The sequence below is a fragment of the Variovorax sp. PEI5 genome (assembly GCF_056679935.1).
On the sequence record NZ_JBWXPH010000004.1, the window covers coordinates 245645 to 271748 of the forward strand.

Annotated in this window: 22 protein-coding genes and 1 pseudogene; 10 read left to right on the forward strand and 13 right to left on the reverse strand. The window is 69.8% G+C overall.

Going from position 1 to position 26104, the window contains the following annotated elements; genetic code table 11:
* Nucleotides 1-77: 77 nt before the first annotated feature.
* Complete coding sequence (locus AC1MLT_RS22865) at nucleotides 78-1001, reverse strand: LysR family transcriptional regulator (protein WP_481036725.1); 924 nt, start codon at nucleotides 999-1001, stop codon at nucleotides 78-80.
* A gap of 148 nt (nucleotides 1002-1149) precedes the next feature.
* Between AC1MLT_RS22865 and AC1MLT_RS22870 the strand changes: the two are divergent.
* Both AC1MLT_RS22870 and AC1MLT_RS22875 read left to right on the forward strand, forming a co-directional pair.
* Nucleotides 1150-1591 (forward strand): annotated as a pseudogene (locus AC1MLT_RS22870) ((R)-mandelonitrile lyase).
* A complete protein-coding gene (locus AC1MLT_RS22875; protein WP_481036726.1) occupies nucleotides 1569-2351 on the forward strand; it encodes a carboxymuconolactone decarboxylase family protein in 783 nt (260 codons plus the stop codon). The pseudogene AC1MLT_RS22870 and the gene AC1MLT_RS22875 overlap by 23 nt, the downstream one beginning before the upstream one ends.
* Nucleotides 2352-2968: 617 nt before the next feature.
* On the opposite strand, the gene AC1MLT_RS22880 is transcribed toward AC1MLT_RS22875, so the two are convergent.
* A complete protein-coding gene (locus AC1MLT_RS22880) occupies nucleotides 2969-3862 on the reverse strand; it encodes a DMT family transporter (protein ID WP_481036727.1) in 894 nt (297 codons plus the stop codon).
* 277 nt (nucleotides 3863-4139) lie between these two features.
* On the opposite strand from AC1MLT_RS22880, the gene AC1MLT_RS22885 reads away from it, so the two are divergent.
* Nucleotides 4140-5102, forward strand: a complete 963-nt coding sequence (locus tag AC1MLT_RS22885; protein ID WP_481036729.1) for an OmpA family protein — start codon at nucleotides 4140-4142, stop codon at nucleotides 5100-5102.
* A 22-nt stretch (nucleotides 5103-5124) separates the two neighbouring features.
* Here the strand turns inward: AC1MLT_RS22885 and AC1MLT_RS22890 are convergent, their stop codons facing one another.
* Genes AC1MLT_RS22890 through AC1MLT_RS22900 form a run of 3 tightly spaced genes read right to left on the reverse strand, consistent with a single transcriptional unit; the run spans nucleotide 5125 to nucleotide 9613 of the window.
* On the reverse strand, nucleotides 5125-6522 hold the full coding sequence (locus AC1MLT_RS22890) for an efflux transporter outer membrane subunit (protein ID WP_481036730.1): 1398 nt from the start codon (nucleotides 6520-6522) through the stop codon (nucleotides 5125-5127).
* Nucleotides 6522-7991, reverse strand: coding sequence for an HlyD family secretion protein (locus tag AC1MLT_RS22895; protein WP_481036732.1), 1470 nt, complete (start codon nucleotides 7989-7991; stop codon nucleotides 6522-6524). Before AC1MLT_RS22895 ends, AC1MLT_RS22890 begins: the two co-directional genes overlap by 1 nt.
* 14 nt (nucleotides 7992-8005) lie before the next feature.
* Complete coding sequence (locus AC1MLT_RS22900; protein ID WP_481036966.1) at nucleotides 8006-9613, reverse strand: MFS transporter; 1608 nt, start codon at nucleotides 9611-9613, stop codon at nucleotides 8006-8008.
* Nucleotides 9614-9902: 289 nt separating this feature from the next.
* On the opposite strand from AC1MLT_RS22900, the gene AC1MLT_RS22905 reads away from it, so the two are divergent.
* Nucleotides 9903-11198: a GGDEF domain-containing protein gene (locus tag AC1MLT_RS22905; protein WP_481036733.1), complete on the forward strand. Its 1296-nt coding sequence runs from the start codon at nucleotides 9903-9905 to the stop codon at nucleotides 11196-11198.
* A gap of 21 nt (nucleotides 11199-11219) precedes the next feature.
* Here AC1MLT_RS22905 and AC1MLT_RS22910 read toward each other — a convergent pair whose 3' ends face one another.
* From AC1MLT_RS22910 to AC1MLT_RS22935, 6 genes are read right to left on the reverse strand one after another with little or no spacing between them, the layout of a single operon-like run.
* Entirely contained in the window at nucleotides 11220-12005 is a 786-nt protein-coding gene (locus AC1MLT_RS22910) for a fumarylacetoacetate hydrolase family protein (RefSeq protein ID WP_481036734.1), read from the reverse strand.
* A complete protein-coding gene (locus tag AC1MLT_RS22915; protein WP_481036735.1) occupies nucleotides 12005-13027 on the reverse strand; it encodes a Bug family tripartite tricarboxylate transporter substrate binding protein in 1023 nt (340 codons plus the stop codon). Before AC1MLT_RS22915 ends, AC1MLT_RS22910 begins: the two co-directional genes overlap by 1 nt.
* A gap of 28 nt (nucleotides 13028-13055) precedes the next feature.
* Entirely contained in the window at nucleotides 13056-14324 is a 1269-nt protein-coding gene (locus AC1MLT_RS22920) for an alpha-hydroxy acid oxidase (protein WP_481036737.1), read from the reverse strand.
* Entirely contained in the window at nucleotides 14321-15247 is a 927-nt protein-coding gene (locus AC1MLT_RS22925) for a TauD/TfdA dioxygenase family protein (RefSeq protein WP_481036739.1), read from the reverse strand. Before AC1MLT_RS22925 ends, AC1MLT_RS22920 begins: the two co-directional genes overlap by 4 nt.
* 43 nt (nucleotides 15248-15290) lie before the next feature.
* Nucleotides 15291-16478 (reverse strand): iron-containing alcohol dehydrogenase family protein, encoded by a 1188-nt coding sequence (locus tag AC1MLT_RS22930; protein WP_481036741.1) that lies wholly within the window; start codon nucleotides 16476-16478, stop codon nucleotides 15291-15293.
* Complete coding sequence (locus tag AC1MLT_RS22935; RefSeq protein WP_481036742.1) at nucleotides 16475-16951, reverse strand: nuclear transport factor 2 family protein; 477 nt, start codon at nucleotides 16949-16951, stop codon at nucleotides 16475-16477. Before AC1MLT_RS22935 ends, AC1MLT_RS22930 begins: the two co-directional genes overlap by 4 nt.
* Nucleotides 16952-17038: 87 nt before the next feature.
* Here AC1MLT_RS22935 and AC1MLT_RS22940 point away from each other — a divergent pair, with 87 nt between their 5' ends.
* The 6 genes from AC1MLT_RS22940 (at nucleotide 17039) to leuD (ending at nucleotide 22708) form a co-directional block, all read left to right on the forward strand.
* The gene (locus tag AC1MLT_RS22940) at nucleotides 17039-17950 is read left to right on the forward strand and encodes a LysR family transcriptional regulator (protein ID WP_481036744.1); all 912 of its coding nucleotides are present in this window, start codon (nucleotides 17039-17041) and stop codon (nucleotides 17948-17950) included.
* A 759-nt stretch (nucleotides 17951-18709) separates the two neighbouring features.
* Nucleotides 18710-18967, forward strand: coding sequence for a hypothetical protein (locus AC1MLT_RS22945; RefSeq protein ID WP_481036746.1), 258 nt, complete (start codon nucleotides 18710-18712; stop codon nucleotides 18965-18967).
* 91 nt (nucleotides 18968-19058) lie between these two features.
* Complete coding sequence (locus AC1MLT_RS22950) at nucleotides 19059-20045, forward strand: Bug family tripartite tricarboxylate transporter substrate binding protein (protein WP_481036747.1); 987 nt, start codon at nucleotides 19059-19061, stop codon at nucleotides 20043-20045.
* A gap of 19 nt (nucleotides 20046-20064) precedes the next feature.
* Nucleotides 20065-20613, forward strand: a complete 549-nt coding sequence (gene rraA / locus AC1MLT_RS22955; protein WP_481036749.1) for a ribonuclease E activity regulator RraA — start codon at nucleotides 20065-20067, stop codon at nucleotides 20611-20613.
* A complete protein-coding gene (leuC, locus tag AC1MLT_RS22960) occupies nucleotides 20610-22076 on the forward strand; it encodes a 3-isopropylmalate dehydratase large subunit (protein WP_481036750.1) in 1467 nt (488 codons plus the stop codon). The genes rraA and leuC overlap by 4 nt, the downstream gene beginning before the upstream one ends.
* 20 nt (nucleotides 22077-22096) lie before the next feature.
* Nucleotides 22097-22708: a 3-isopropylmalate dehydratase small subunit gene (leuD, locus tag AC1MLT_RS22965; RefSeq protein ID WP_481036751.1), complete on the forward strand. Its 612-nt coding sequence runs from the start codon at nucleotides 22097-22099 to the stop codon at nucleotides 22706-22708.
* A 35-nt stretch (nucleotides 22709-22743) separates the two neighbouring features.
* Here the strand turns inward: leuD and AC1MLT_RS22970 are convergent, their stop codons facing one another.
* Both AC1MLT_RS22970 and AC1MLT_RS22975 read right to left on the reverse strand, forming a co-directional pair.
* Nucleotides 22744-25032, reverse strand: a complete 2289-nt coding sequence (locus AC1MLT_RS22970; RefSeq protein ID WP_481036752.1) for an SdiA-regulated domain-containing protein — start codon at nucleotides 25030-25032, stop codon at nucleotides 22744-22746.
* A 130-nt stretch (nucleotides 25033-25162) separates the two neighbouring features.
* Nucleotides 25163-25837, reverse strand: coding sequence for a class I SAM-dependent methyltransferase (locus tag AC1MLT_RS22975; RefSeq protein WP_481036754.1), 675 nt, complete (start codon nucleotides 25835-25837; stop codon nucleotides 25163-25165).
* Nucleotides 25838-26104 lie beyond the last annotated feature (267 nt).

Genomic DNA, 26104 nt, shown 5'->3' on the forward strand with positions numbered 1-26104 from the left:
ACTGCGTCATCATCCGAACTGCGCGCTCAACGTCGTCACCTGCGGCGAGCCGCTTCACTCCTTGGAGGCGCGGCGGTTCAGCGCTTCGCTGTTGCAGAGAGGCGCTCAGGGGGGCGGTACCTGAGCGCTTCGATGACCAACGTCAACGCCGGCGCGATCTGTCGCCGGTTCGCGTAGTAGAGGTGATAACCGGGAAAGGTCGGCCACCAGTCCTCCAGCACCGGAACTAGGCGCCCTGCGTCGATGTGCGGCTTCATTAGGTCGAAGGGGACGTAGGCAAAGCCCAGGCCGTCGAGCGCTGCCTGCAGCATCAGAGCCGTGTTGTTGAAGACGGTCTGCCCTTCAACCTTCACGTTGACCGACTTTTTGCCCTTTTCGAAATCCCATGCGTACAGGTTGCCGCGTGTTGGGAGGCGCAGGTTCACGCATCGGTGCTCGGTCAGGTCCTGCGGCTTCCTGGGCGGCGTGTTGCCCTGCAAATAGTCGGGCGAGGCTGCCACCGACATCCGCATGTCTGGCGAAATGCGCACGGCCACCATGTCTTTGTCGATGCGGTCGCCCACGCGCACGCCGGCGTCAAAGCGCTGTGCCGCGATGTCGGTGAAGCCGTAATCGACGCTGAACTCAATCTGGATGTCGGGGTACTGCTTGAGCAAGGGCATCAAGCGGGGCCAAAGCGCGGTGCCGATGGCGTGGTCATGCGCGGTGATGCGCACCATGCCGGCCGGCTTGTCGCGCATCGCGCTGAGCTGGTTAATTTCTACCTCGATCTCCTGCAGGCATGGCGCGACTGTGGCGAGCAGCTTGGCGCCGGCTTCGGTGGTTTCAACACTGCGAGTGGTGCGTGTGAGCAGGCGTACCCCCAAGCGCGCCTCCAGCGTCAACATTGCGTGGCTCAACGCCGAACGCGACAGGCCAAGGTGCGCAGCGGCTCGGGTGAAGCTGCGCTCGCGCGCGACCACCACGAAGGCCTGCAGGTCATTGAGGTTTGCTTTGGGCATTGGTGAGTGGTTTGCACATGAGCATCCCGATTTTGCCATCTTCTCGAACGAATCAGTTCTCCATAAAGTCCAGGCACTGATGCAAGGAGTTGATGTGAAAACATGTTTACGGCGGGTTGTTGGCAGCCTCGCGATCGCGCAGGCTTGTATGGCCGGCGCAACCGAACCTGCCGCTCTACAGTCTGGCGGGCAGCAGCTCGTTCGAGCAGGCAGCACACCTGCTGCGGTCGGACCCGACGCAACTTTCACGGGTCGTGTGCGAGTCGAGCAACTGTGGCCTGCCAATCCGCAAATTACTGCGAGCGGGGCATATGTCACTTTTGAGCCCGGTGCCCGCTCTGCATGGCACACGCATCCGGCCGGGCAACGTCTGGTGGTGGTGTCGGGTGTCGGTCGCATCCAGGAATGGGGTAAGCCTGTTCAGGAACTTCGTGCTGGTGATGTCGTGTGGTGTCCCCCCCGGGGTGAAACACTGGCATGGCGCCGCGCCCACGACCGCGATGACACACCTTGCTGTGTCGGGGTCGCTCGATGGGAAAAATGTGGAATGGATGGAGAAAGTCAGCGATGAACAGTTCACGGCACGTTAAGCGCTTGACCCAGGTTGGCGTGGCAATGGCATTCGGTCTTCTGGCTGCTCAAGCCACCACCGTTGCGTCAGCTCAGGGCACGGCCGCGCCACGGCAAGAGGCGCCATCGGAAACCCTGTCCGTTCGCCAGCAGACCATCGTCCCGATCGCGGCATTCGGCGCAGCCGGTGACATGGCCGGTCTCTCTACATCGCTGAACCAAGGGTTGGATGCAGGACTGACTGTGAATGACATTAAGGAGGTGTTGCTTCAGCTGTACGCCTACGCAGGATTTCCACGCAGCTTGAACGCCCTGAACGAGTTGATGAATGTGCTCGAAGCACGCAAGCAACGTGGCGTGCAGGATCAGCTGGGCAAAACGCCGTCACGACCCATTCCGCAGGGCGACGCACTGCTGGCAGCAGGTACCGCCAACCAGACCCGAATTTTGGGGGCCCCTTCGAAGTCGGCCGTTTATGAATTCGTGCCTGCGGTGGACCAGTATCTGAAGCAGCATCTCTTCGGTGCTATTTTCGAACGTGACAATCTCGACTGGCAAAGTCGCGAGCTCGCCACCGTTGGCATGCTGTCCGCGCTCCCTGGCGTCGAGGCGCAGCTTCAGGCGCACCTGGGCTTTAGCATGAACGTCGGCATCACCACTGCGCAGCTCAAGCAGTTGACGCAAGTTCTGGTTGAAAAGGTCGATGCAGGATCGGCAAGTCGGGCTCGGGATGCACTGGCCCGGCAGTTGGCATCGCGGTCTCAGGCGCTACCGCGCTGACTGGCGAAGGACTTGCGGACAGATTTCGGCATGCTGCTTGCTCAGACACCCTCATAGGGCAGCAGGCGCTGTGATCAGATCTGCCGGCAGGCGTACACCTGTTGCACTAAAGCAGTGGCAGGTCGTACCGAACGCCGGTAACGATGGGGGGCAGATACAAGCTTGGTCAAAGCTCCAAAAGCCTGCAGGCGGCTCCCGGACTGCCCATGGCGGGCCAGAATGGAGCTGTGGCGGCTCGGGCAGCCGAAACCCTCGCCACGGTCCTCTCTGCCACTTTTGGGGGCTGGGTCGATGCTCTTGCTGATCGCCCAGCCGTCGCGTGGGTTGGGCGGTGAACATGCCCGAGGTGTAAAGAAGACCGCGTCTGCGACGCTCAGTGACCGCACGTAAACGGCGGTGACCTTGGTTCTCACGGATGTCCGGTTGCAGGCTGCTCAGAGTCATTCATCAGGGCGACTTCAACGACAGCTACCGCTGCAAAGCAGACACCGGTCATGGTTGACCTAGAGCAGCTTTGTGTTCGATACCGGCGGTATGCCCAATTCCCTTGGGCAGCAACTTGCACCGTCTGATCGTTGTGCCGTCACCAGCGCCACGGCAACGCTGGATCAACGCGCTTATGGCACTTTACGGGCGGCCACGTCATTCGCCCGCGTCGCTATCCAGATCCCAGCAATCACTGCACCGACGCCGATGCACACATTCCACCGAAGCATCTCCCCGACAAGAAGCGCACCGACAATCGCAGCAGCAACAGGGTTCACCGCAATCGAGATCGCCACCCGCGTCGGTGTCGTGCGCTGCAACGCAAAGGCCCACAAGAAGAACCCCAGCGCCCCACCAAACGCCCCCAGAAACCCCAACGCCGCCCACTGACCCAGCCCCAGCCTCGCGACCGGCTCGAAGCTGCCACGCCCCAGCGAGATTAGCACCAACGCCAGCGCCCCCACGCCCATCGCCATCACCGTGAACGAGATTGGATCCGAGCGACGGATGAAAGACCGGGAGGCCACGCTGTAGACCGCCATGCACAGCGCAGCCAGCACCATCAGCCCGTCGCCGCGCCAGGCATCCGCAGGCGCAGCCGCAAAGCCGGTGAGAAGCGCCAGGGCCACACCCGCCATGGCGATGAACACACCCAGCGACTTGCGCCGGGTCAAGGGCTCGACCTTGAACACCGCCGCCACGACCATCGTCAGCAGCGGCAGCGTGGACAGTGCCAGGGCGCCGCGCACGGCGGTGGTGTAGGTGAGCGCGGCATTGAACAGGACCGGGAATCCGCCGAAGAAGAGGAGCCCCAGCATGGCGACGCCAAGCCAGTCGTCCCGTCCCGGCCAGGCTCGCCGGCCTGCCAAGGCGATCGGCAGGAGCAGCACGAAGCCGATGCCGAAGCGAAAGGCGCCGATGGCAAGAGGATCCAGGCTCCCGGCGATGAATCGCGTCACCCCGACCGACGCACCGCCGATGCCGCTCGACAGCACGGCCGCCAGAACACCTGCACCTTCGCCCACTGGAACACCCCCGCGTTGAAGCCGCAGCATCGCACTCGCAGGATCGATATCGTGGGAGCGCTGGTGCGGGATGCACGAGTATCGAGCGCGGGTCTCATTGCATCCAATCGCATTTGGCATGCGGATTGATATGCCGGACGTATGAGCCGACATGCCCACCAGACGTCCTGCCTATGATGCGACCCTTTGCTTCGGAGCACGCATGCAGGTTTGGCAACGTGGGTTGAGTAGGGTGGCGGCCGCAACGGCGGCTTCGATGGTCTGGCTGCTGACCGCCATGCCTGCCGCCGCAGCGGCACCGCAGGTCGATGTCAAGGGAGGCCGCGACCATCCGCTGGTCCAACGCTTCACTGGCTCCTGGCTGGTCGGCTACAAGGCCAACGACTGGGAACAGGCGCGGTTTCCGGCGAGCGCGACGGTCAAGGATGGCAAGTGGGTCGATCCGGTCGTCGTCGAGGGCCGCCTGACCAAAGCCATCTATGTGGCGCCCGCTGGCAAGTCGCCGCTCGAGGTGTTCCGGAACTACGAGCAGGCGCTGGTCGGCGCGGGCTTCCAGCGCCGCTTCTCCTGCGAGAGCCAGTGCGGGCCGATCTACTCGGCCATGCGTGGCGGCGATCGCTATGCCTCCGGGCTCCAGTGGGCCGATGGCAGCGTCGTCAATCCGGGTGGAAGCCGCTACAGCCTGGACGCGGGCGTTGTCAGCAATGAACAGGGTCGCTTCTGGTACGGCACGCTGCCGCGCGATGGGCAGGAGGTCCATGTCCTCGTCTACACCGCCGCCGCCAGCAACGAGACCACCCAGATGGCGGCCACCTATCTGCAGATCGTCGAACCCAAGGCGATGCCCACCGGGCAGGTCAAGGTCGACGCCCAGGCGCTCGACCAGGGCTTGAAGGCAGACGGCAGGATCGCGCTCTACGGGCTCTATTTCGACACGGGCAAGGCGGACATCAAGCCCGAATCCAAGGACCAGCTGGCCGAGATGGCCAAGCTGCTGCAGGCGCAACCCGCGCTGCGCGTCTACATCGTCGGCCACACCGACAACCAGGGCGCGCTGGAATCGAACATGACGCTGTCGCAGCAGCGAGCGACGGCGGTGGTGAATGCCCTGTCGGGTGGCTACAAGATCGATGCGAAGCGGATGGCGGGGCGCGGCGTCGGCAGTCTCGCGCCGCTGGCCAGCAATGCATCCGATGCCGGCCGGGCCAAGAATCGCCGGGTCGAGCTGGTGCTCCAGTGAACGAGCGGGCCGGGCGGTCCGATCAGGACCCGCCGCTCGCCATCCACCCCCCACCCATCGCCTGATACAGCGACACCGCCGCGTTCAGCAGGTCGGCCCGCGCCTGCAGCAGCGACAACTCCGCGCCCAGCAACCCGCGCTGCGCATCCAGCTGCTCCAGGTAGGTCGCATACCCCGCCCGATACCGGCTGGTCGCCAGCCGCAAGGTGTCGCTCAGCAGATCCCGCTGCCGCACGAGGCTGGCGCTCTGCTCGGCCAGGCGATCCACGCCGGCCAGCGCATCTTCTACTTCCCTGAATGCGATGAGTGCCGTGCGCCGGTAGGCGAGGGCGGCCTGGTCGCGGCGGGCGACGGCGGTGTCGACCTGGGCCTGCAGCCGGCCGCCGGAGAACAGCGGCGCCAGCACGCTGCCGCCCAGGGTCCACAGGGTCGTCGGGTCGGAGAGCGAATTCAGCAGCAGCACGCCGGCGGTGCTGGTCAGGCGCACGGTGGGCAGGAACTGCTTGCGCGTGGCCGACAGGGTGGCGTCGGTGGCGGCCAGGGTGTATTCGGCCTGGGCGAGGTCGGGGCGGCGGCGCAGCACGTCGGCGGGCAGGCCGGCGGGCACCGAGGGCAGGCGCATGGCCAGCAGCGTGGCGCCCCGGGGGATGTCGCCGGGCACGTCGCCCAGCAGCAGGCGCAGGGCGTTCTCCTGACGCGCGACGGCCAGTTGCAGTTGGGGCACCAGCTGCACGGCGGTTTCGTATTCGACCTGGGCCTGGCGCAGTTCCAGCTGGGAGGTGTAGCCGGCCTCCGCGCGTGAGCGGGCGAAACGCAGCGCTTCGACGCGTGCGGCCAGGGTCTGGCGGGCGATCTCCAGCCGGGCGTCGAGGCCGCGCAGGGTGAGGTAGCCGCCCGCCGTGGACGCCGCGACCGCCAGCGCGGTGGCGTCACGAGCCGTAGCGCTGGCCAGGTAGGCAGCGCGCGAGGCCTCGTTGAGGTCCGCGAGGCGGCCGAACAGGTCGATCTCGTAGGCTAGGGTCAGTTGCGGCTGGGCCGACGAGCTCTCCACCGGCTGGCCGGTGACGGCGCTCAGGGTGCGGGTGCGGCTGGCCGTGGCGCCGACGTCGAGCGATGGGTTGAGCTGGGCGCGGGCCAGCGCGGCCTGCGCGCGGGCCTCGGCCAGGCGGGCGACGGCGGTGGCGATGTCGGTGTTGCTGGCCATGGCGAGCTCGACCAGCTGCGCCAGCGTCGCATCGCCGAAGCCGCGCCACCACTGCGGATCGGGTGGCGGGCCGACGACGTCCGAGGCGCCGCGCCAGGCGATCGGCGGCGTGACGGCGGCGGCATCGGGCAGCGGCGGGGAGGGCGGGGCGGCGCAGGCGGACAGCAGCAGGCTCGCGACGATGGTCGATGCCATCGCCCGCATGGCGCGGCGCATCAGCGCGCTCCCTCGGCGGGCGCCGTGCCGGTGCCCTGTGACTGCGGCGCGCCCTGCGCGTCCGGATTGCCTGCACTGCCGCCCTGGCCACCCTGACCGGGAGTCACGCCAACAGCACCGGTGGCACCAGCGACACCTGGAGCGCCAGCAGCGCCGGAGTCACCCGACCCGCCCCGGCCCGCCGTCGTATCTACCCGCGTCTCCACCGACATCCCCGGCCGCAGCCGTTCCACGCCCTGCTGGTCCGGGTCGATGGCGATGCGCACCGAGATCCGCTGCGCGACCTTCACGAAATTGCCGGTCGCGTTGTCCGGCTTCAGCACCGCGAACTCCGAGCCGGCGGCCGGCGCCAGCCGCTCGACGCGGCCGGTCAGCCGCGCCTTGCCCAGCGCATCGACGCGAAAGCTCACCGGCTGGCCCGGCGCCATGCCGGCGGTCTGCGCCTCCTTGTAGTTGGCGATGATCCAGAGCCGGTCGGGCACCAGGAACATCAGCTGCGTGCCGGCCGTCACGTACTGGCCGGCGCGCACGCCGACCTCGCTGAGCCGGCCGTCGTTGGGCGCCCGGATCACGGTGTTTGCGAGGTCGATCTCGGCCAGCTGCAGGGCGGCGCGGGCGCTCTCGACGGCGGCCTCCAGCCCGGCGCGGTTGACGCCCACCGAGCGCACGTCCTGCCGCGCGATCTCGGAGGCGGCGCGGGCCTGCTCAACGGCCGCCTGGGCCTGGCGCAATGCGGCGCGCGTCTGGTCGCGCTCGCGCAACGAGACCGAGCCCTCGGCCACCAGCACGTCGACGCGGTCCATGTCGGCCTGGGCGCGCGCGAGCTGGGCGCGGGCGTTGGCCACGCCGGCCTCCTGCGCCAGCACCGTGGCCTCGCGCGAGCGCCGGGTCTGCGCCGAGTTGGCCAGGCTGGCCTGCTGGCCGGCCAGCGTGGCGCGCGCCTGCTCCACGCGCTGGCGATAGATGCGGTCGTCGATGCGCGCGAGCACGTCGCCGGCGCGCACGCGCTGGAAGTCCTGCACCGGCACCTGGGCCACGTAGCCGCTGGTCTGCGGGCTGACCACCGTGGTCTGGCCGCGCACATAGGCGTTGTCGGTGCTCTCGATGGCGCTGGTGAAGGGCGGCAGCTGCCAGGCATAGAGCACCACGCCGATGCCCAGCAGCGCGACCAGCAGAGTCACCGTGGTGCCGATCCAGCCGTTGCGCGGCGGCGCCCAGCCGGTGGGCGCGGCCGGCGTCGGCGCGACCGGGGCGGCAGGGGCGGCGGCAGGTGCGCCCGTGGATGCGGCGACCGATGACGCGGTGGCTGGCGTCGCGGCCGAGGTGGCTGGCGAAGCGGCCACCGGCGCCGGGGCGACCGGTTCACGCACGTCTGCCGCGCGGTCGATGGCGCTCTCGACCGGATCCTCCAGGCGGCGGGTCGGCGGGGGCGTTGGGGTGGAAGCTGAAGGCGGGCTCGGATCGGGCATGGAAGTCGGAAGCATCAACGGGAGGGCGCGGCGGCGGGCGCGGGCGCGGCAGCGGGAGCGGCGGCCGCCCGGCGCCGGCTGCGCACCACCAGGAAGCTCAGCCACAGCACCGCCACGCAGGCGAACACGCCCACCACCAGGAACACGTCGTTGAAGGCCAGGACGTTGGCCTCGCGCGTGACCTGCTGCGCCAACAATGCCCCGCCTTCGGCCTGCCGCAAAGCGGTATCTCCCAGCACGCGGCCGTAGGCGCCGGCGCCGGATTGCACCCGGGTGGCCACCAGCGGATCGACCAGGCTGATCGACTGCACCAGCTCGTGCGAATGGAATTTCTCGCGCGTCACCTGGAAGGTGCCCAGCAGCGCGCTGCCGGCCAGCCCACCCAGGCTCTGCGTGATGCCGAACAGCGCCGAGAAGCTCACCAGGTGCGAGGGCCCCTTGCGCAGCGCCTGCGTCAGGCCGAACAGCAATGCCGGCCCCACGAACAGCGCGGCCGCGAAGCCCAGCAGCGACTGGCTGAGGAAGAAGTTCTGCGGCCGGTACAGGCTGGTGGCGCGGGTGTCCAGGAAGCTGCCCACCGCGATGCAGACCAGCGCCACCACGATCGGCGTGCCCAGTTTCTGCGGGTCGATGGTCAGCGCGCTGACCACGATGCCGGCCAGCGTGGCCAGCGTGACCCAGGTGAACAGGCCCACCAGCTGGTCGTTGTTGATGCCCAGCGCGGTCAGCAGGCCGACCACGCCGAAGCTCTGCTCCGACAGCAGCAGCCGCATCAATGTCGCCACCAGGGCGAAGCGCACGATGTCGCCGCTGCCCAGCCAGCGGGTGTTGAGCAGCGGATTGGCCCGGTTGTGCTCGATCACCATCGCCACCGACAGCAGCGCGATGGCGCCGCACAGCGCCCAGCCCAGCCATGGCACCTCGGTCCACCAGACGATGCGGCCCTGGCCCAGCACCGCGCACAGCAGCGCCATGCCGGGCGCGAAGAGCGCGAAGGTCACCAGGTCGAGCTTCTCGAAGACCTTGATGCGCTCGCTCGGCGGCAGCCGGAACAGCGCCACCGCTGCCAGCGACAGCATGGCCAGCCCCAGCTCGAAGTAGTAGAGCGAGCGCCAGCCGCCGAACTCCAGCAGGTCCGACGAGAACAGGCGCGCCATCGGCGTCGCCAGCTGCGGCACGCCCACGCCCAGCACGATGGCCTTCATGCGCCAGCGCGCCGGCAGCGCCTGGATGAAATAGAACAGCGACAGCGAGCTCAGCACGCCGGCCGAGACGCCGCTGGCCGCCCGCACCGCGATGGCGCTGGCGAAGCTGTGCACGAACAGGTGCCCCAGCGTCAGCAGCACATAGGCGCCCAGGAAGATCCTGATGAACACGTTCAATCCGAACTGCTGGCGGAACTTGATCAGCAGCATGTTCATGCAGACGTTGGTCATCAGGTAGGCCGTCGCCAGCCAGGCCGCCTCGTCGCTGTAGAGCCCCAGCGTGCCCTGCACGTTGACCAGGTTGGCCGCGATCAGCGCGTTGCCGAAGCCACCCGTGAGGCCGACCAGGATGGCGACCAGGAAATAGGCGACGCGCCGCCCGGTCGGGTGTTCCGGCGTCGCCGGCGAGCCCGGCATGGCCGCGCGCTCGTGCGGCTTGAATTCATAGGCCGGCGCCGCCGGGGCGGTCGGGTCGCGGCGGCGGCGCCAGGGCGGCGCAAGGGAGGACGGAGCGGTCGGCATCGGCGCCGACTCTAGCAATGCGGACGCTCCGCCGTGCGATGCGGGGCACTCGGCGGCCATGACCCATGACTAGAATCGCGTCCATCGGAACGGTCTTAAAAAGAGTCGTCGCGACTCGAATCAGCGAGCGAAAAAATTGACTACAAGGCTTCTTTCCGATTCCGGCGCCGCCCAGGGAGTCGACATGGAGGCCCTGCGACGGGCGGCCTGCGGGCTGCTGTTCCAGCACGCGCAGGCGGCCCTGTGCTGCTATGACGCCGGTGACCGCGTGCTGTTCTGGAACGCCGCCTATCCCGCCTTCTTTCCCGAAGTGGCCGCCCACCTGCGGGTCGGCATGCATTTCCTCGACAGCGTGACCGCGTTCCTGCGCGTGCAGCACCCCGACGTGGACGCGGCGGAGATCGAGGCCGGCGCGGCCGCCGCGCTGGATCGCCATCGGCGCCTGGAGGGGCCGCTGCGCTACCAGCGTGGCGACGACGGGCGCTGGCTGGAACTGCGCATGTTCCCGCAGCCCGATGGCAGCCGCATCAAGATCTGGAACGACGTCACGACCGCGCAGATGGCGCCGTCCGAGGACCTCGGCATGCTGGAGCTGCTGACCGTCGGCCATGTCGGGCTGATCGTCCACGACGCGCAGGGCCGGCTGGTCTACACCAATTCGCGCTACTTCTCGGAGATGTTCCTGCATGTGCTGACGACCCTGCCGGACATCCGCCAGCGCGATGCGCACGCGACCTACTGGCCGCGCTTCCACGAGATGTTCGACGACGCGGCCGACTATCGCGCCCTCTGCGAGCGGCCCGACGCCGGCGCCCTGGCCGCGCCCGCCACGCTGAAGGCGCGCACCGGTCGCTGGTTCCGCATCGCCGAGCAGGCCTGGCGCGGCGGCATCGCCTCGGTCTGGACCGATGTCACCGACCTGCTGGAGCGCGAGCAGGCGCTGAAGGCGGCCTATGCCGACATGATGGCGCTCAACATCCAGCTGCGCGACCGGGCCGAGACCGACAGCCTGACCGGCCTGCCCAACCGGCGCCGCTTCGATGCCGTGCTGTCCGATGCGCAGGCGCGGGTCGACGACGGCGCGGGCCGGGTCGTCGGCATCGTCGATGTCGACCACTTCAAGTCGGTCAACGACCGCTTCGGCCACGACATCGGCGATGGCGTGCTGATCGAGGTCGCGCGCTGCCTGCGCCAGGGCCTGGTGCCCGGCGACGTGGTGGCGCGCCTGGGCGGCGAGGAGTTTGGCGTGGTCCTCGCCGATGTCGATGGCGGCGCGGCCTTCGAGCGCGCCGAGGACCTGCGCCGCCGCGTCGAGGCGCTGGCCTGCGGCGACGGGCGCGGTGGCGTGGTCCGGGTGACGGTGTCGATCGGCCTGGCGCCGATGGCGCGCGACGTCGCCGTCACCGACACCGTGCGGACCGCCGACCTGGCGATGTTCCAGGCCAAGGCCGACGGCCGCAACCGCGTCCGCGCGGCCTGAGCCGGTCGGGGCCCGCCGACGCTACGCGGCGACGAAGGCGTTGCGCAGCCGGCCCAGGCCGGTGATGTCGATCTCCACCACGTCGCCCGCGCGCAGGTGCGGCGACTGGCCGTCGGTGCCCATCCAGATGACGTCGCCCGGATGCAGGGTCAGGTAGCGGCTCATGCGGCTGATGAAGGTCGGGATGTCGAACAGCATGTCGGCGGTGTGGAACCGGGTGCGGATCTCGCCATTGAGGCGCACCGTGGTCTCGGCCCGTCCGAGGTCGAAGTCGGTCTCGATCCACGGCCCCATCGGCTTGAAGGTGTCGCTGTTCTTGGCGCGCCAGAAGGTGCGGTCGGATTTCTGCCACAGCCGCTCGCTGACGTCGTTGCCGATGGTGTAGCCGAAGACGCAGTCCAGCGCCTGCGCCGGACTGACGTCGCGCGCCGGGCGGCCGATGACCACCACCACCTCGCCCTCGTACTCGACCTGGCGCGCATCGGCCGGGATGACCACGTCCTCCCCGTGCGCCACCAGGGCGTTGACGGCACGATAGCCGATGTCGGCCTGCTGCGGCACGGCCACCGTGGTGCCGCTCTGCGCGGCGTACTCGTGGATGTGCTTCACGTAGTTCAGGCCGGCGGCATAGAAGGTGCGCGGCAGCAGCGGCACCTCGATGCGCACGTCGGCCAGCCGCAGCACCTGGCCGCTGTCCTCGTGCGCGCCCCAGGGCGTGCCGCGCACGGCGTGCACGCGGTCGTCGTCGTCGAGCCGGGCATGGCCGCCCGGCTGGCCGTCCCGCATGGCGTAATGGATCCAGCGCATCACTCGGCCTTGATGTTGGCGCTCTGGATGAGCTGGGCCCAGCGGGCGCGGTCCTGGCCGAGCCAGGTGCGGTAGTCGGCCGGTCCGCGGTACCTGACCTCCGCGCCCAGCGATTTGAGGCGCGCCTCCGTCGCCGGCCTGGCGAGCGCGGCGGCGATGGCCTTGTCGAGCTTGTCCACCACCGGCGCCGGCAGGCCGGCCGGGCCGATGAAGCCGATCGGCTGCGCATAGTCCTCGAAGCCGGCATAGCCCAGCTCGGTGGTGGTCGGCACGCCCGGATAGTCCGGATGCCGCTTGGCGGCGGCCACGGCCAGCACGCGCAGCTTGCCGGCGTTGACATACTCGGCCGCGCCGATCATGGGGAAGAACATGAAGTCGACCCGGCCCGACATCACCTCGGTCAGTGCCGGGGCGTTGCCCTTGAACGGGATGTGGTTCATGCGCGCCTTGCTGCGCTGCTCCAGCAGCACGGCCGCCAGGTGGGCCGAGCCGCCGACCCCGGCGGTGCCATAGGTGACCGCCTCGGGCCGGGCCTGCGCCTTCTTCACCAGGTCGTCGAGCGTCCTGTAGGGCGAGTCGGCCCCCACCACGATGATCTGCGGCAGCACCGCCACCTGCGCGATGGGCGTGAAGTCCTTGACCGGGTCGTACTTGACGCGCTCGGGCTGCAGCAGCGGATTCACGTTGTGCGAGATGGTGTTCATGATCACCGTGTAGCCATCGGGCGCGGCATGCTGCACGAACTCGGTGGCGATGTTGCCGTTGGCGCCGGGCTTGTTGTCCACCACCACCGGCTGGCCGAGCGCCAGGGCCATGTCCTGGCCCAGCACGCGCGCCAGCACGTCGGTCGGGCCGCCGGCGCTGTAGCCGACCACCAGCCGGACCGGGCGGTCGGGATAGGCCGGCTGGGCCAGCGCCAGCGGTGCAACGGCCACCAGCGCGCTCGCCAGGCAGGTCAGGCGCAGGACGGCACGGCGCGAGGCGTGGCGGGGAGCGTCGGGGGATGTGCGATCTGTTCTCATGGGTTGTGTCTCCTCGGGGATGGGTGGATCAGGAAGCGACGAACAGTCCCGCGCGGCGCGGCGCTTCGGCCTCGGCGGCCGGCGCGGCTGCCAGGGCCGGCACCACCGGCAGCGCGGGCACCGCCGGCCAGGGCCGCAGCAATTCGGGGCCGAGGTCGTTCAGGGTCGGGGCGCCGCACAGGCGCTGGGTGCGCAGCAGCTCGTCGTGCAGGATGTGCAGCGCCCGCTGCGCGCCGGCCTCGCCGGCCGCCACCGCGCCATACAGCGTGGCGCGGCCCAGCAGCACGCCCTGCGCGCCCAGGGCCAGGGCCTTGGCGATGTCGCTGCCGCGCCGCACGCCGCCATCGACCAGCACTGGCAGCCGGCCGGCCACGGCGGCCAGCACCTGGGGCAGGGCCTGCAGGGTCGGGATGGCGCCATCGAGCTGGCGGCCGCCGTGGTTCGAGACCACGATCGCATCGACGCCCAGGGCCAGCAGGCGCTGCGCGTCGTCGCCCCTGCTCACGCCCTTGACGATCAGCTTGCGCGGCCAGCGCTTGCGCACCTCGGCCAGGCGCGCCCAGTCGAAAGACGGGTCGTAGCTGCGGCCGACCGACGATGCGATGGCGGTGGCGCTGGTGGCCGTGGCCTCCAGCCCGCGCAGGTTCTCCATCACCGGCATGCCGTGGCGCAGCATGTCCAGCGCCCAGCGCGGGCGCGACGCGAAATCAAGCACGTTGCGCGCCGAGAAGCGGAACGGGATCGAGAAGTGGTTGTGGAAGTCGCGCTCGCGTTTGCCGCCGACCGGCAGGTCGACCGTGATGACCAGCGCCTCGTAGTCGGCCGCGCGGGCCCGCTCAACCAGCTGCCAGAAGAACTCGCGGTTGCGCAGCACGTAGGCCTGGAACCAGTGCCGTCCGGGTGCCTGGTCGGCGATGGTCTCGATGGCGGTGGTGGCGCTGCTCGACAGGGTGTAGGGCAGGCCCATGCGCGCCGCCGCGCGCGCCAGCGCCAGGTCGGCGCCCCGGTGCCCGAAGCCCGCGGCGCCGGTCGGCGCGATGACCGCCGGCATGCCGGCCTCGGCGCCGACCAGCTGGCAGCGCGTGTGGGCCTCCGAGACATCGACCAGCACGCGCGGCGCCAGGCGCCAGTCGCCATAGGCACCACGGTTCTCGTTCAATGTCAGCTCGTCCTCGGCGCCGCCATCGTAGAAGTCGAACACCGCGCGCGGCAGCCGCCGGCGCGCCAGGGCGCGCAGGTCGTCGATGCTGTAGCAGCCGGCGGGGTCGCGCGGCGTCGGGGTCCGGCGGGCGGTCACGCGGGCTGGGCCTCGGCTTGCGTCACGCCCTGGGCGCGCGGCGTGCCGTCGTCGTGGAAGAAGCGGGTCGCCATGACCTGGCAGCGCTTGATCAGCCGTGGCTCGTCGGGGCGGTAGTCGGGGATCGCGTTGTGGATCGTGCCCATGTTGTCCCACATCAGCACGTCGCCGACCTGCCAGCGATGGGCATGGCGGTACTCGGGGCGGGTCTGGTGCTCGAACAGGAAGTCCAGCATGCGCTGGCTCTCGGCCTCGTCCAGCTCCTGGATCCGCACCGCATAGCCCGGGTTGCAGTACAGCACCTTGCGCCCGGTGATCGGGTGCGTCAGGAACAGCGGGTGCGGCACCGGCGGCTTGGCCGCGCGCTGCGCCGCCGTCAGTGGCGGGCGGGTGCTGCCGCGCTCGCGCCGCATCATTTCCCAGAACTTGTCGAAGTCGTGCAGCACGGTCATGCCGTCGAGGCGCTGCCTGAACTCCTCCGGCAGGCCGTCGTAGGCGGCGTGCATGTTGCAGAACTCGGTGTTGCCCAGTGGCTGGCCGTCGCGGTGCGGGATGCGCAGGCCATGGAGCACGTTGGTGAAGGCGATCATGCGGCTGTACGACATGTCGGTGTGCCAGTCCTGGCCGGCATCCGACAGGCCCAGCGGCTTGCCGTCCTCGACGATGTTGGACAGGACCATCACCTCGGGCAGGCCGGCTTCCTGGTAGAGGCCGGAGACGTTGATCTCCAGCTCGCCGAAGCGGCGCGAGAAGTCGCGCAGCTGCGACGGCGTCAGGTCCTGCCTCGGATAGCTCAATACGCCGTGACGGCCGAGGGCCTGCAGCAGGCCCTGGAAATCCTCGTCCGACAGCGGCCGGGACAGGTCGAGGTCCTCGATGCGGGCGCCGAGCGTGGCGCCGGAGGGAACGATGCGGAAGGTCATGGATGCCTCTCTCGGGGAATGGGGAGTCGGGAACGGGGGTGGATCAGAAGGCCGCGTCCAGCAGGGCGCGCAGTTCGTGCGCGCCGCTCACAGGGCGCGGGTTGTAGTGGAGGCCGCGCTCGCCCATCGTCTTGGCGGCGATGCGGTCGAGCGAGGTCGCCGGCACGCCGATGTCGCGCAGGCGGGTGGGCACGCCGGCCGCCGCCTGCAGGGCGACCAGGGCCGGCGCCAGCGCATCGGGTTCGGCCGGCGCGCCCAGGCTGGCGGCGGCGCGCGCCAGGGCCCGGGCGGTGTCGGCGGTCGCGCCATCGGCGTTGAAGGCCACGCTGTGCGGCAGCAGCACCGCGTTGGCATCGCCATGCCCGACACCGGCGACGGCGCCGATGGCATGGCAGATGGCGTGGTGCAGGCAGGTGCGCGCGTTGAGCAGCACCCGGCCCGACAGGTGCGCCGCATACAGCAGGCGGGCGCGCGCGGCCGCATCGGCGGGGTCGTGGTGCACCGCCGGCAGCGCCTCGGCGAAGCGGGCGGCGGCATCGAGCGCCAGCGTCTCGGCCAGTGGCGAGCGCTCGCGCGAGTACAGGCCCTCGATGCAGTGGGCCAGGCCGTTCATGCCGGTGGCGCACATCAGCGCGGCCGGCACCTCCAGGTTCGCCTGCGGATCGATCAGCACCAGGCGCGCGGCCAGGCGCGGGTCGGTGAAGAGCAGCTTGGCGCCGAGCTCGTTGTCGCGCACGCCCAGGCTGGCCGTGACCTCGGCGCCCGAGGCGGTGCCGGGCACGGCCACGATCGGCAGCTTGTCGGCGCGCAAGGGCGGCACCACCAGCGTCGCCGGCGGCGTGAAGCGCACCGCGTGGTCGGCCAGCCGGCCGCCCTCGGCCAGCAGCAGCGCCACGGCCTTGGCGGTGTCCGAGGCGCTGCCGCCGCCGACGGCGATGAAGCCATCGACACCGGTCTCGCGCGCCAGCGATGCCAGGCGCTCGACCAGCCCGCTGCTCGAATGCGCCGGCACCGCATCGGCCCGCACGCAGGCCGGGCCGTCGAGGGCCGCCAGCACGCGGGCGAACAGGGCCGAGGCCTGGGTGCGGGCACCGGCCAGCAGCATCGGCCGGCGGATGTGCAGCAGCGGGAGCTCGGTGCGCAGGGCGTCGATGGCGCCATCGCCCAGCACCAGGCGGGTCGCCGGCGTCTGGTGCGCGAAGGCCGGGGGCAGGGCGGGGATGAGGTTCACGAGGCCGATCCCGCCAGGTCCAGCGCCGGCACCAGGCGCTGCTCGGCGATGCGCCAGTCCTGGCCCGGATCGCGCCGGAACACGGTGGTGGTCCGGTTCAGCCGCAGCGGTCCGGTGCTGGTGGGCAGCACGCCCTCGGTCGCGGCCGGGTAGCGGTAGGCGGTCATGCAGGCCTCCAGCACGGCGTGGTCGCCATCGAGCTCGGCCACGTGGGCATTGCTCATCAGATGGCGCGTGTCCTGGTCGGCCGGCCGGGCCCGCAGGGCGGCCTCGATGGCCGGCTTGCCCACCAGCCACTGGCCCTGGCGCAGCCAGCGGGCGTCGTCGGTGAACAGGGCCAGCATGTCCTCGTAGCGGCGCGTGTCCATGCCGTGGAAGAAGCGGTGCAGCTGCTGGGTCAGCGCCGGCAGCACGGCGGCGGCGGCGCTGCTCCACGGTGGGCGGGGGGTGTCGGGGGTGGGGGCTTGTTGCATCGGAACCCAGTCTAGGAACGCGCTTGGCAGGCTGAGCACCCGATACGAGAATCCGGGGTTTCCATTCTCGAAACCAAGACCGACGCCATGGACCGCTTGCGATGCCTCCAGGTCTTCACCGAAGTCGCCCGCTGCGGCAGCTTCTCCCGAGCGGCGATGCAGCTGTCGCTGTCGAAGGCGACGATCACCAAGCAGATCGCGGCGCTGGAGGCCGAGATGGGCGCGCAGTTGCTCAAACGCAGTTCCAGGCAGGTCGCCCTGACCGAGGCCGGCGCGCGCGTGCTGGCCTCGGCGCGCGAACTGCTGGAGCGCTACGAGGCCATGGAGGGCGAGGTGCGTGACGCCGTCCACCTGCCGCGCGGCGCGATCCGGGTCGGCACGCCGCCGTCCTTCGGCACGCACCACCTGATGCGGCTGGTCTCCGAGTTCACGACCCGCTATCCGGACATCGAGGTCACGGTGGTGCACGACGACGGCCGCTCCGACCTGGTGGCCGAGGCGCTGGACCTCTCGATCCGCATCGCCGCCTCGCTGGAGGACGCGAGCTACGTGGCGCAGCTGCTGATGCGCTCGCCGCAGGTGGTGGTGGCGGCGCCGGCCTATCTGCGCCGCCATGGCCGGCCGCAGTCGATCGAGGAGCTGGCGCGCCACAACTGTCTGGTGCACACCGTGAAGTCGGAATCGGGCCTGTGGAAGTTCCAGGGCGAGCCGCCGCGCGAGATCCGGGTGCGCGGCACCGTGCGCTCCAACCTGGGCGACGCGCTCAAGCAGGCGGCCCTGCTGGGCACCGGGATCTCGGTGCATCCGCACTACATGGTGTCGGAGGAACTGCGCGCCGGCAGCCTCGATGCCCTGCTGCCCGGCCAGGAGCCCGAGGCCATGGACATCCACGTCGTCTTCTCGACCCGTCGCAACATGCCCACGCGGGTGCGGCATCTGCTGGAATTCCTGAAGGAGTGGGCCCGCCATCCGCCGGCCTGGGCGGCGCGGGAGCCATAGCAGACGATCGAGTCGATTTCTTCCACCCGACGGGTGAGTTGCAAATTCGCCATGGCCGATCGGCGAAGTTCCGCAATTGCCAATTGTTCAAATTCATTCTTGAGCATTGCGCCTAAAAACCTCCGCTACGGCATCGGAATACCGATGAATCTTTTGGGCGTGACGGACAACAGAATGAATGAATTGAGAGTTGCGGGATGGCGGTGGGTTGATAAGTTTTTATTTATAGAAAAAAGGAGATTGGGTTTTCTTGGAAGAATAAATGGCTCATCGAACGGCTCATTGAAAAGTGGCTCTTTTGCAAGGAGCTCTTTTGCAAACAGCTCCGTTCTTCCGCACTTCCTTGTCTCGATCCTTCTTTCCCTTCGCGCTCTTTTTCTCTTTCGCCCCCGCGCCCTCCTTCTCGCCCTGCCCCTGCTCACCTGCGGCGGATCCCCCACCGCCTGGGCCCTGCCCGCGCCCACGGACGGCTTCGCGAACTACCCCACCAAGCTCTCGGTCCTCCTGGGCAAGGTGCCGGGCAACGTGGCGGCCAATGCGTCGGCCTATTTGCTGCCCTATGGCACCCGCGCGACGCCTCAGCTGGCCTGCCAACAGATCATCGGAGACGGCGGCGCTGCGCTCTTTTCGGCCCAGACCGGCGCGTCCGTCACTCCAACCTCCACCGTCCTCTCGGGCCAGGCCCCGGAGTTCCAGTGCGCGGCCAGCCGCCGCAAACGCCGCTGGTCTTTGCCGGCCCCTACGGGTACGCTGGGTCGCATGAACGATCCCTACCGCCGTCTCGCCGTCTTCGTCGACCACCCGAGCAAGGACCATTTCCTGTGGGTCATCATCGAGAGCACCGACGATCCCTCCGTCTGGCTCGACCTGGAGACCGGTGACAACACCTACGACTCCTGGATCGAGGCCCACGAGGCCGGCAACGAGGCCCTGATGGCCTATGTCGACGACGAGGCCGTGGGCCCGGTGGGCAACGGCGGCAGCGACGACGCCGACGACGCCGACAACGACGACTGACGCCGCCGCGACGCGTCTCAGGGAATCGCCGGTACCCGGCACCGGCCCGCGTCGCCATGATGGCGCCACGACAACGATGCGTGGAGACACCATGACCCGATTCAAGCCGACCCGCCGCGACGCGGTCGCCCTGCTGCTGGCCGCGGCCATCGGAGGGCCCGCGCCCGCGCTGGCGCAGGCCTGGCCCGACAAGCCGATCCGCCTGATCGTCGGCTTCGCGCCCGGCGGTTTCACCGACGTGCTGGCCCGCCTGCTGGGCCAGAAGCTGTCCGAGCGCCTGGGCCAGCCCGTGCTGGTGGAGAACAAGCCCGGCGCCGCCGGCACGCTGGCCGCCGACCAGGTGGCCAAGGCCCGGCCCGACGGCCACACGCTGCTGCTGGGCCACAGCAATTCCAACGCCGTCGCCCCGGCGCTCTATCCGAAGCTGCCCTACGACGTGGTGCGCGACTTCACGCCCATCGTGCGGGTGGCGACGACGCCCCTGCTGCTGACGATCAACCCCGCCATCCCGGCCACCGACGTGCGCTCCTTCATCGCCCTGGCGCGCACGCGGCAGAACGGCTTCTCCTATGCCTCGTCGGGCAATGGCAGCTCGCAGCACCTGGCCGCCGCGCGCTTCATGCTGGCCACCGGGACGCGCATGACCCACGTGCCCTACAAGGGCAGCGGCCAGGCCATCGTCGACCTGCTCGCCGGCACCGTCGACCTCAACTTCGAGAGTCCGCCCAACGTGCTGCCGCACCTGCAGTCCGGCAAGCTGCGGGCGCTGGCCATCACCAGCACCCAGCGCTCGCCCCTGCTGCCGGATGTGCCGACCCTGGCCGAGGCGGGGGTGCGCGATGCCGAGATGCTGCAGTGGTTCGCCGTGCTGGGGCCGGCCGGCCTGCCCCCGCCGATCCTGCAGCGCCTCAATGGCGAGCTGGTCGCCATCCTGCGCCAGCCCGACGTGGTCGAGAAGATCGCCTCCCAGGGCGGCGAGATCATCGGCGGCACGCCGGCCGAGTTCGCCGCCTTCCTGCCGCGCGATGTCGCCGCGTGGGCGCAACTGATCAAGCAGGCCGACATCCGTGTCGACTAGCCGTCCGGAATCCGCACCGATGACCCTCAAGACCTCCGACCTCTGCGATGCCTGCGACGGCGCGCTTGCCTGCGCGCTGCCCTGGCGCGGCTTCGGCCGCCGCCGCGCCTTCGCCGGCACCATCCGCACCATTCGCTGCTTCGAGGACATCGGCCTGATGCGCGGCGTGGTCAACCAGCCCGGGCACGACCAGGTGCTGGTCATCGACGGCGGCGGCTCACTGGCGCGCGCGCTGTTCGGCGACGTCATGGCGGCCGTCGCCAGCCGCAACGGCTGGGCCGGCCTGGTGATCCATGGCGCGATCCGCGATGCCGTCGAGATCGACGGCATGGACATCGGCGTCCAGGCGCTGGGCACCGTGCCGCGCCGGGGCGAGCGTGCCGGCGCCGGCGAGATCGACGTGCCGGTCGAGTTCGGCGGTGTCGTCTTCACGCCGGGCCGGCGCCTGGTGGCCGACGAGGACGGCGTCATCGTGCTGCCGGAGGGCGTCACCGAGCGCGACATCGCCACGGCGGATGCGCTGGCCGCCACCGCGGCCTATGCCGCGACGCCGGAGCCCGCGCGGTGACGGCGCGCACGCTCTACCGGCGCATCGTCGACGACCACACGGTGCGCGTCCTGGACGACGGCGCCGGCGGGGAGGGCGGTGAAAACGGCGCCGGCGGCGCGGGTCGCCAGGTGTTGCTGTATGTCGATCGCCAGGTCCTGAACGAATACACCAGCCCGCAGGCCTTCGCGGCATTGCATGCCGCCGGTCGCGCGGTCTGGCGCCCGGCGGCTTCGTTGGCGGTGGTCGACCACGTCAATCCGACCACGCCGCGGCGCGACGTCCTCACCATGCGGCTGGCCGATGCCGGGCGCGCATTGCAGGTGGACACGCTGGCGGCCAACTGCCGGCGCCATGGCATCGACCTGTTCGACATGCTGGATGCGCGCCAGGGCATCGAGCACGTGGTCGCCAGCGAGCAGGGCCTGGTGCTGCCGGGCATGGTGATCGCCGCCGGCGACAGCCACACCACGACGCATGGCGCCATGGGCGCGCTGGGTTTCGGCATCGGCAGCAGCGAGATCGAGCACCTGCTGGCGACGCAGACCCTGGTCCATGGCGTGATGCGCGACATGCGGGTGACGGTGCACGGCCGCCTGGGTTTCGGCGTCAGCGCCAAGGACCTGGTGCTGGCGCTGATCCGCAGGATCGGCGCCGACGGCGCGAGCGGCCACGTCATCGAATACACCGGAGCGGCGATCGCGGCCCTCGACGTCGAGGGCCGGCTGACCCTGTGCAACATGAGCGTCGAGGCCGCCGCGCGCGGGGCCATGGTGGCGCCGGACGAGCGCCTGTTCGACTACCTGCATGGCCGCCCGCGCGTGCCGGCCGGCGCGGCCTGGGACGCGGCCGTCGCGGCCTGGCGCGGGCTGCGCGGCGACGACGAGGCCGTCTTCGATGCCGAGGTCGAGCTCGACGCCTCGGCCATCGCTCCCATGGTGACCTGGGGCACCAGTCCCGACCAGGGCGCGACGATCGATGCCGTGGTGCCGCATCCGGACGCCGAGCCCGACGCCACCCGGCGGCGCGGCATGGTGCGCGCGCTGGACTACATGGACCTGCGCCCCGGCCAGCGGCTCGACGGCATCGGCATCAGCCATGCCTTCATCGGCTCCTGCACCAATGGCCGGCTCGACGACCTGCACGCGGCGGCGGCGGTGCTGCGCGGGCGCCACGTGGCGCCCGGCGTGCGGGCCATGGTGGTGCCGGGCTCGACCACGGTGCACCGGCAGGCCGAGGCCGACGGCACCGCCCAGGTGTTCCGCGACGCCGGCTTCGACTTTCGCCAGGCCGGCTGCTCGATGTGCGTGGCGATGAACGAGGACCACCTGCTGCCGGGCGACCGCTGCGCCTCCAGCACCAACCGCAACTTCGAGGGCCGGCAGGGTGCCGGCGCGCGCACCCATCTCATGAGCCCGGCGATGGTCGCGGCCGCCGCCGTTACCGGTACCCTGACCGACGTGCGCCGGCTGCTGCCGCGCTAGGACCGACACGACATCGCGCCATGGAACCCTTCACCACGCTCACCGGCATCGCGGCGGCCCTGCCGCAGGCCCATCTCGACACCGACCAGATCATGCCCAAGCAGTTCCTGCGCGGGGTCGACCGCCAGGGCCTGGGCGATGGCTTCCTGTTCGACCTGCGCTTCGAGGCGCCGGGCCGGCCGCGTCCGGACTTCGTGCTCAACCGCGCGCCCTGGCGCCAGGCCGAGGTGCTGGTCACCGGCCCCAACTTCGGCTGCGGCTCCAGCCGCGAGCATGCCGTGTGGGGCCTGCGCGAGCTGGGCCTGCGCTGCGTCATCGGCACCACCTTCGGCGGCATCTTCGCGGACAACTGCGCCCGCAACGGCGTGCCGGCGATCGGCGTGGCGGCCGGGGAAGCGGCACGGCTGATGGCGCTGGCGCAGGACCCGGCGCGCTGCCGCATGACGGTCGACCTGGTGGCGCGGACCATCGCCACGCCGGCCGATGGCCGGGTGCTGTCGTTCGACTTCGATCCGCTGCGCCGCCACATGCTGCTCAACGGCCTGGACGCCGTCGGGCTGACCCTGCTGCATGCCGACGACATCCGGCGCTTCGAGCGCGGGCATCTCGCGCGCCAGCCCTGGCTGGCCTGAGCGGCGTCAGCCGCGTCGCAGGAGGCGGCCGCTGCTCACTGGCCGGGTGAACCGACGGAGGTGGGCGATGCTGGCTGCGCGAAGCCGCCCGCCACCCCGATCGTGGCGGCGCGATAGGCCGGCGCGGAAGTCGATACGCCATCCCACACGGCCGACGAGGCCGCGTTGCCGCCGAAGACCGCGCCGGCATGTCCGGCCGCCAGCGGCGTGACGCCGGTCGCGGCCGCGGCGCGGTTGATCACCGTGCCATCGGTCGCGGTGATGGCCGTGGCCTTGTAGCTGAAGCCGGCCGCGACCATGCCGGCCGCGTCGAAGAGGACGACGGCGTCGCTCTGCCCCAGACCCGGCCCGCCGGCCGCCACGACCGGAAAGGTCGCGGGCAGGCCCCAGGCGCCGAGGAAGGCCGCGCTGTCGGCATCGGCCACGACCACCACGCGCGAGCCAGCGGGAATCGTGATGTCGGGCAGCGCGACGCTGGCCGCATCGGTGGTGCTGGCCGAGTCGTCGTCCCACTTCCAGCCGATGAGGTTGGCGGTCGTGGCGCCGTAGTTGTAGATCTCGAAGAAGTCGGGCCCGGCCGCCGCGTTGGAGTTGACCTCGGTGATCAGCAGCAGGGGAGCCGGCGTTGCCGAGGTGCCTTCGGTGCTGAAGTTGAGCGTGGTGCTGTCCAGGATGCCGGCGAAGGCGTTGCCGGCGGCATCCACCAGCGCGCCGGCCGAGATCCGCACGGCATAGGGCGAGCCGGCGACGAGGTCCAGCGCCGGGTCGAGGGTGACGGTCGCGCCGTCGATGCTCACCTGGGAAGTGTCGACCACGTCGATGACGCGCGTGTCGTTCGAGCCATTGGTGAGGGTGATGGTGCCCGTGCCGGCGCGGATGGCTTCGCTGAAGGTCAGCTTGAGGTTGGCGCTGCGCGCGACGCCCATGGCGTTGTCGGCCGGCGTCGCGCCCTGCAGCACCGGCGCCGTGGTGTCGGGCGCGGTGGCGAAGCTCAGTCCCCGGGCACCGTCGACCGCCGCGCCCGTGCCATCCCTGAAGACGCCGGCGGCGTACTGCACGCCGTAGGTGACGCTGGCGTCGAGGTCGGCCTTGGGGTCGATCCTGACCGTGCCATCGGCGATGCTGACCTGGGTGGCATCCGTCACGGGAATCGTGCGGGTGTCGCCGTTGCTGCCCGTCAGCACGATGTTGCCTGTGCCGGCGGCCACGGCACCGGTGAAGTTCAGGTACAGGTTGCTCGACAGGCCGACGCGCGCGGCCGAGCGGGTGGGCGTGTAGACCCACAGCTGCGGCAGCGACTGGCTGCCGCCGCCCGCCTCGTTGGTCACGTACATGTTGAGCTGCTTGTCGAAGGTGATGCCTTCGTGCCCCAGGTTCAGCGGGGCATTGGGCAGATCGAGACGGCCATGCACCTTGCCCGCGCGGTCGACCTTCAGGATGCGGCCGTTCTCCTGGCCGAGCACCATCAGGTGCAGGTAGTCCGGCGCGGTGCTCGCCAGGGTGTTGGACAGCGCGTGCACGTCGGCGATGTCGTCCATGGCCAGCAGGGCCGGATCGAACAGGTTGGTCGGGTTGGCGGTGGTGGGCGAGCCGTTGGTGGCGGTGCCAGCGGCGAAATCGATGCCGGTGCGGAAGATCCCTTGCGGGGTCATTTCCTTGACGAAGATGTAGCCGTCCGTCGCCGGATCGCGCGTGACGCCCTCGAGGCCGATGTTGCCCACGGTGGTCCCGAGCTTGACGGTGCGCACGCTGCTCGCGCTCAGCGTCGTGCCGGCCGTGTAGGTCACCAGACTGGCGGTGCGTTCGCGTTCGTTGGCCACCACGAAGGTGTTGCCGCCGGCCCAGGTGAGACCTTCCGGATCGCCGAACAGGCCCGAGGGCAGGTTCATGGTGTCGATCACCGCACCGGCCTTGGAGAGCTGGGTGATGTAGGTGCCCTCGTCGCCGATGATGAACAGGCTGTCGGTCTGCTCGTTGTAGGTGACGGCGGAAACCTCGGCCGCGATCTGGTTGGCGCCGGGGGCGTGGTTGACCGGCAGGGTGACCCGGCTCGTCAATGTGTAGTTGGCCAGGTCCAGGCTCTCGCGGGGTGACACGAAGGACAGGGTCGGGGTCCCCAAGGGCGTCGCTGCGACCGGCGCGGTCGTGGGCGGGGCGACCGGCGTCGTGGCGGGCGGGGCGACCGGCGGCGTCGTCGCCCCGGTGGTGGTGGCGTCGTCGCCGCCGCCACAGGCGGCGATGGCCAGGGCGCCACTCAGGAGGAGTGCCAGGCCGAGGGCCCTTTGTCTGGCGAACGATGGGCGATCGGCTGGAGGCATGGACATGTGGGTATCGGTTTCCGGGGGGGGCGCCAGGTTATGACCGAAGGATGTCCGGGCCGTGACACGACCGATGCAGCACCGCGCGATCACGCACCCATCCGCCAGCCTCGCGCGGCGGATCGGACGAAGGGACTCAGACGACCTTGTCGCAGACCACGACGTAATGGGAGCACAGCAGCGATCGGAAGGGATACATGCGGTGCTTCTGCGACAGTGGCATGGGATTGCGCGTCAGCCTGATGTAGAGCAGTTGCAGGGGATACACGAGCAGGGCCAGGGGCAGGAGCAACCAGTCCTTCCAGCCCGCTGAGACATATTGCAGCCGTCGGATCCGGAAGCCGGCCATGGTCAGGATGCGCATCAGGTTGTAGAGCGGGATGACCTTCCAGGTCGGTGCATCGATGTCCACGAACATCTGGAAGCGCCGGGTCTTGCCCAGCAGGAAATACATGATGCGGTCGCGCATCGCCACGACGTTGTCGTTGGTCACCACCAGATGGCCGGTCTCGTTCAGGTGGGCATGGCAGGTCTCGAAGAACTGCAATGTGTTGTCGAACTCCATGACGCCGCTGACCGAGAGGATGCGGTCGAACCGACCCTCCGGGAAGACATGGAACGGCCGGCTGGCATCGACCTCGGAGAAATCGCTGTCGTCCAGCGTCGGTGGCTTGGCCAGGTCGCATCCCCGCACGTCGGCGCCCGGGAAGAAGCGACGCAGCGACCACATCAGGTCGGCATTGCCGCAGGGGATGTCGAGGATGCGCTTCTCGGAGGCCGGCCCATCCTCCTGGAGGAGGTGTTCGATCACGGCCCGATGCACGCCGGCGCATGTCATGCCCGTGGGGATCGAAGCCATTTCCATGGGATGCCTCCAATTTTATTAATAGTATCTTCTTACATCGAGCAACAGTCCCCCATCCGTCTGAAAGCGACGTCCGGGCCAGCACCCGATCGACGTCGGCGGCATCGGCCCAGGCACCGCGCATGCGACATCCGACCCCGAGGCGGTTCGGCTCGACCCGGCCACGCATCGCCGGCACTGTTCCGGATGTCGGCGGCCGAACACGGACCGCGC

What these genes read in the sequence shown, in the direction of transcription:
- AC1MLT_RS22865 (WP_481036725.1), bottom strand. Translation starts at nt 1,001, where the DNA reads ATGCCCAAAGCAAACCTCAATGACCTGCAGGCCTTCGTGGTGGTCGCG.
- AC1MLT_RS22875 (WP_481036726.1), top strand. Translation starts at nt 1,569, where the DNA reads ATGAACAGTTCACGGCACGTTAAGCGCTTGACCCAGGTTGGCGTGGCA.
- AC1MLT_RS22885 (WP_481036729.1), top strand. Translation starts at nt 4,140, where the DNA reads ATGCCTGCCGCCGCAGCGGCACCGCAGGTCGATGTCAAGGGAGGCCGC.
- AC1MLT_RS22890 (WP_481036730.1), bottom strand. Translation starts at nt 6,522, where the DNA reads ATGCGCCGCGCCATGCGGGCGATGGCATCGACCATCGTCGCGAGCCTG.
- AC1MLT_RS22895 (WP_481036732.1), bottom strand. Translation starts at nt 7,991, where the DNA reads ATGCCCGATCCGAGCCCGCCTTCAGCTTCCACCCCAACGCCCCCGCCG.
- AC1MLT_RS22900 (WP_481036966.1), bottom strand. Translation starts at nt 9,613, where the DNA reads ATGCCGGGCTCGCCGGCGACGCCGGAACACCCGACCGGGCGGCGCGTC.
- AC1MLT_RS22905 (WP_481036733.1), top strand. Translation starts at nt 9,903, where the DNA reads ATGGAGGCCCTGCGACGGGCGGCCTGCGGGCTGCTGTTCCAGCACGCG.
- AC1MLT_RS22910 (WP_481036734.1), bottom strand. Translation starts at nt 12,005, where the DNA reads ATGCGCTGGATCCATTACGCCATGCGGGACGGCCAGCCGGGCGGCCAT.
- AC1MLT_RS22915 (WP_481036735.1), bottom strand. Translation starts at nt 13,027, where the DNA reads ATGAGAACAGATCGCACATCCCCCGACGCTCCCCGCCACGCCTCGCGC.
- AC1MLT_RS22925 (WP_481036739.1), bottom strand. Translation starts at nt 15,247, where the DNA reads ATGACCTTCCGCATCGTTCCCTCCGGCGCCACGCTCGGCGCCCGCATC.
- AC1MLT_RS22935 (WP_481036742.1), bottom strand. Translation starts at nt 16,951, where the DNA reads ATGCAACAAGCCCCCACCCCCGACACCCCCCGCCCACCGTGGAGCAGC.
- AC1MLT_RS22940 (WP_481036744.1), top strand. Translation starts at nt 17,039, where the DNA reads ATGGACCGCTTGCGATGCCTCCAGGTCTTCACCGAAGTCGCCCGCTGC.
- AC1MLT_RS22945 (WP_481036746.1), top strand. Translation starts at nt 18,710, where the DNA reads ATGAACGATCCCTACCGCCGTCTCGCCGTCTTCGTCGACCACCCGAGC.
- AC1MLT_RS22950 (WP_481036747.1), top strand. Translation starts at nt 19,059, where the DNA reads ATGACCCGATTCAAGCCGACCCGCCGCGACGCGGTCGCCCTGCTGCTG.
- rraA (WP_481036749.1), top strand. Translation starts at nt 20,065, where the DNA reads ATGACCCTCAAGACCTCCGACCTCTGCGATGCCTGCGACGGCGCGCTT.
- leuD (WP_481036751.1), top strand. Translation starts at nt 22,097, where the DNA reads ATGGAACCCTTCACCACGCTCACCGGCATCGCGGCGGCCCTGCCGCAG.
- AC1MLT_RS22970 (WP_481036752.1), bottom strand. Translation starts at nt 25,032, where the DNA reads ATGTCCATGCCTCCAGCCGATCGCCCATCGTTCGCCAGACAAAGGGCC.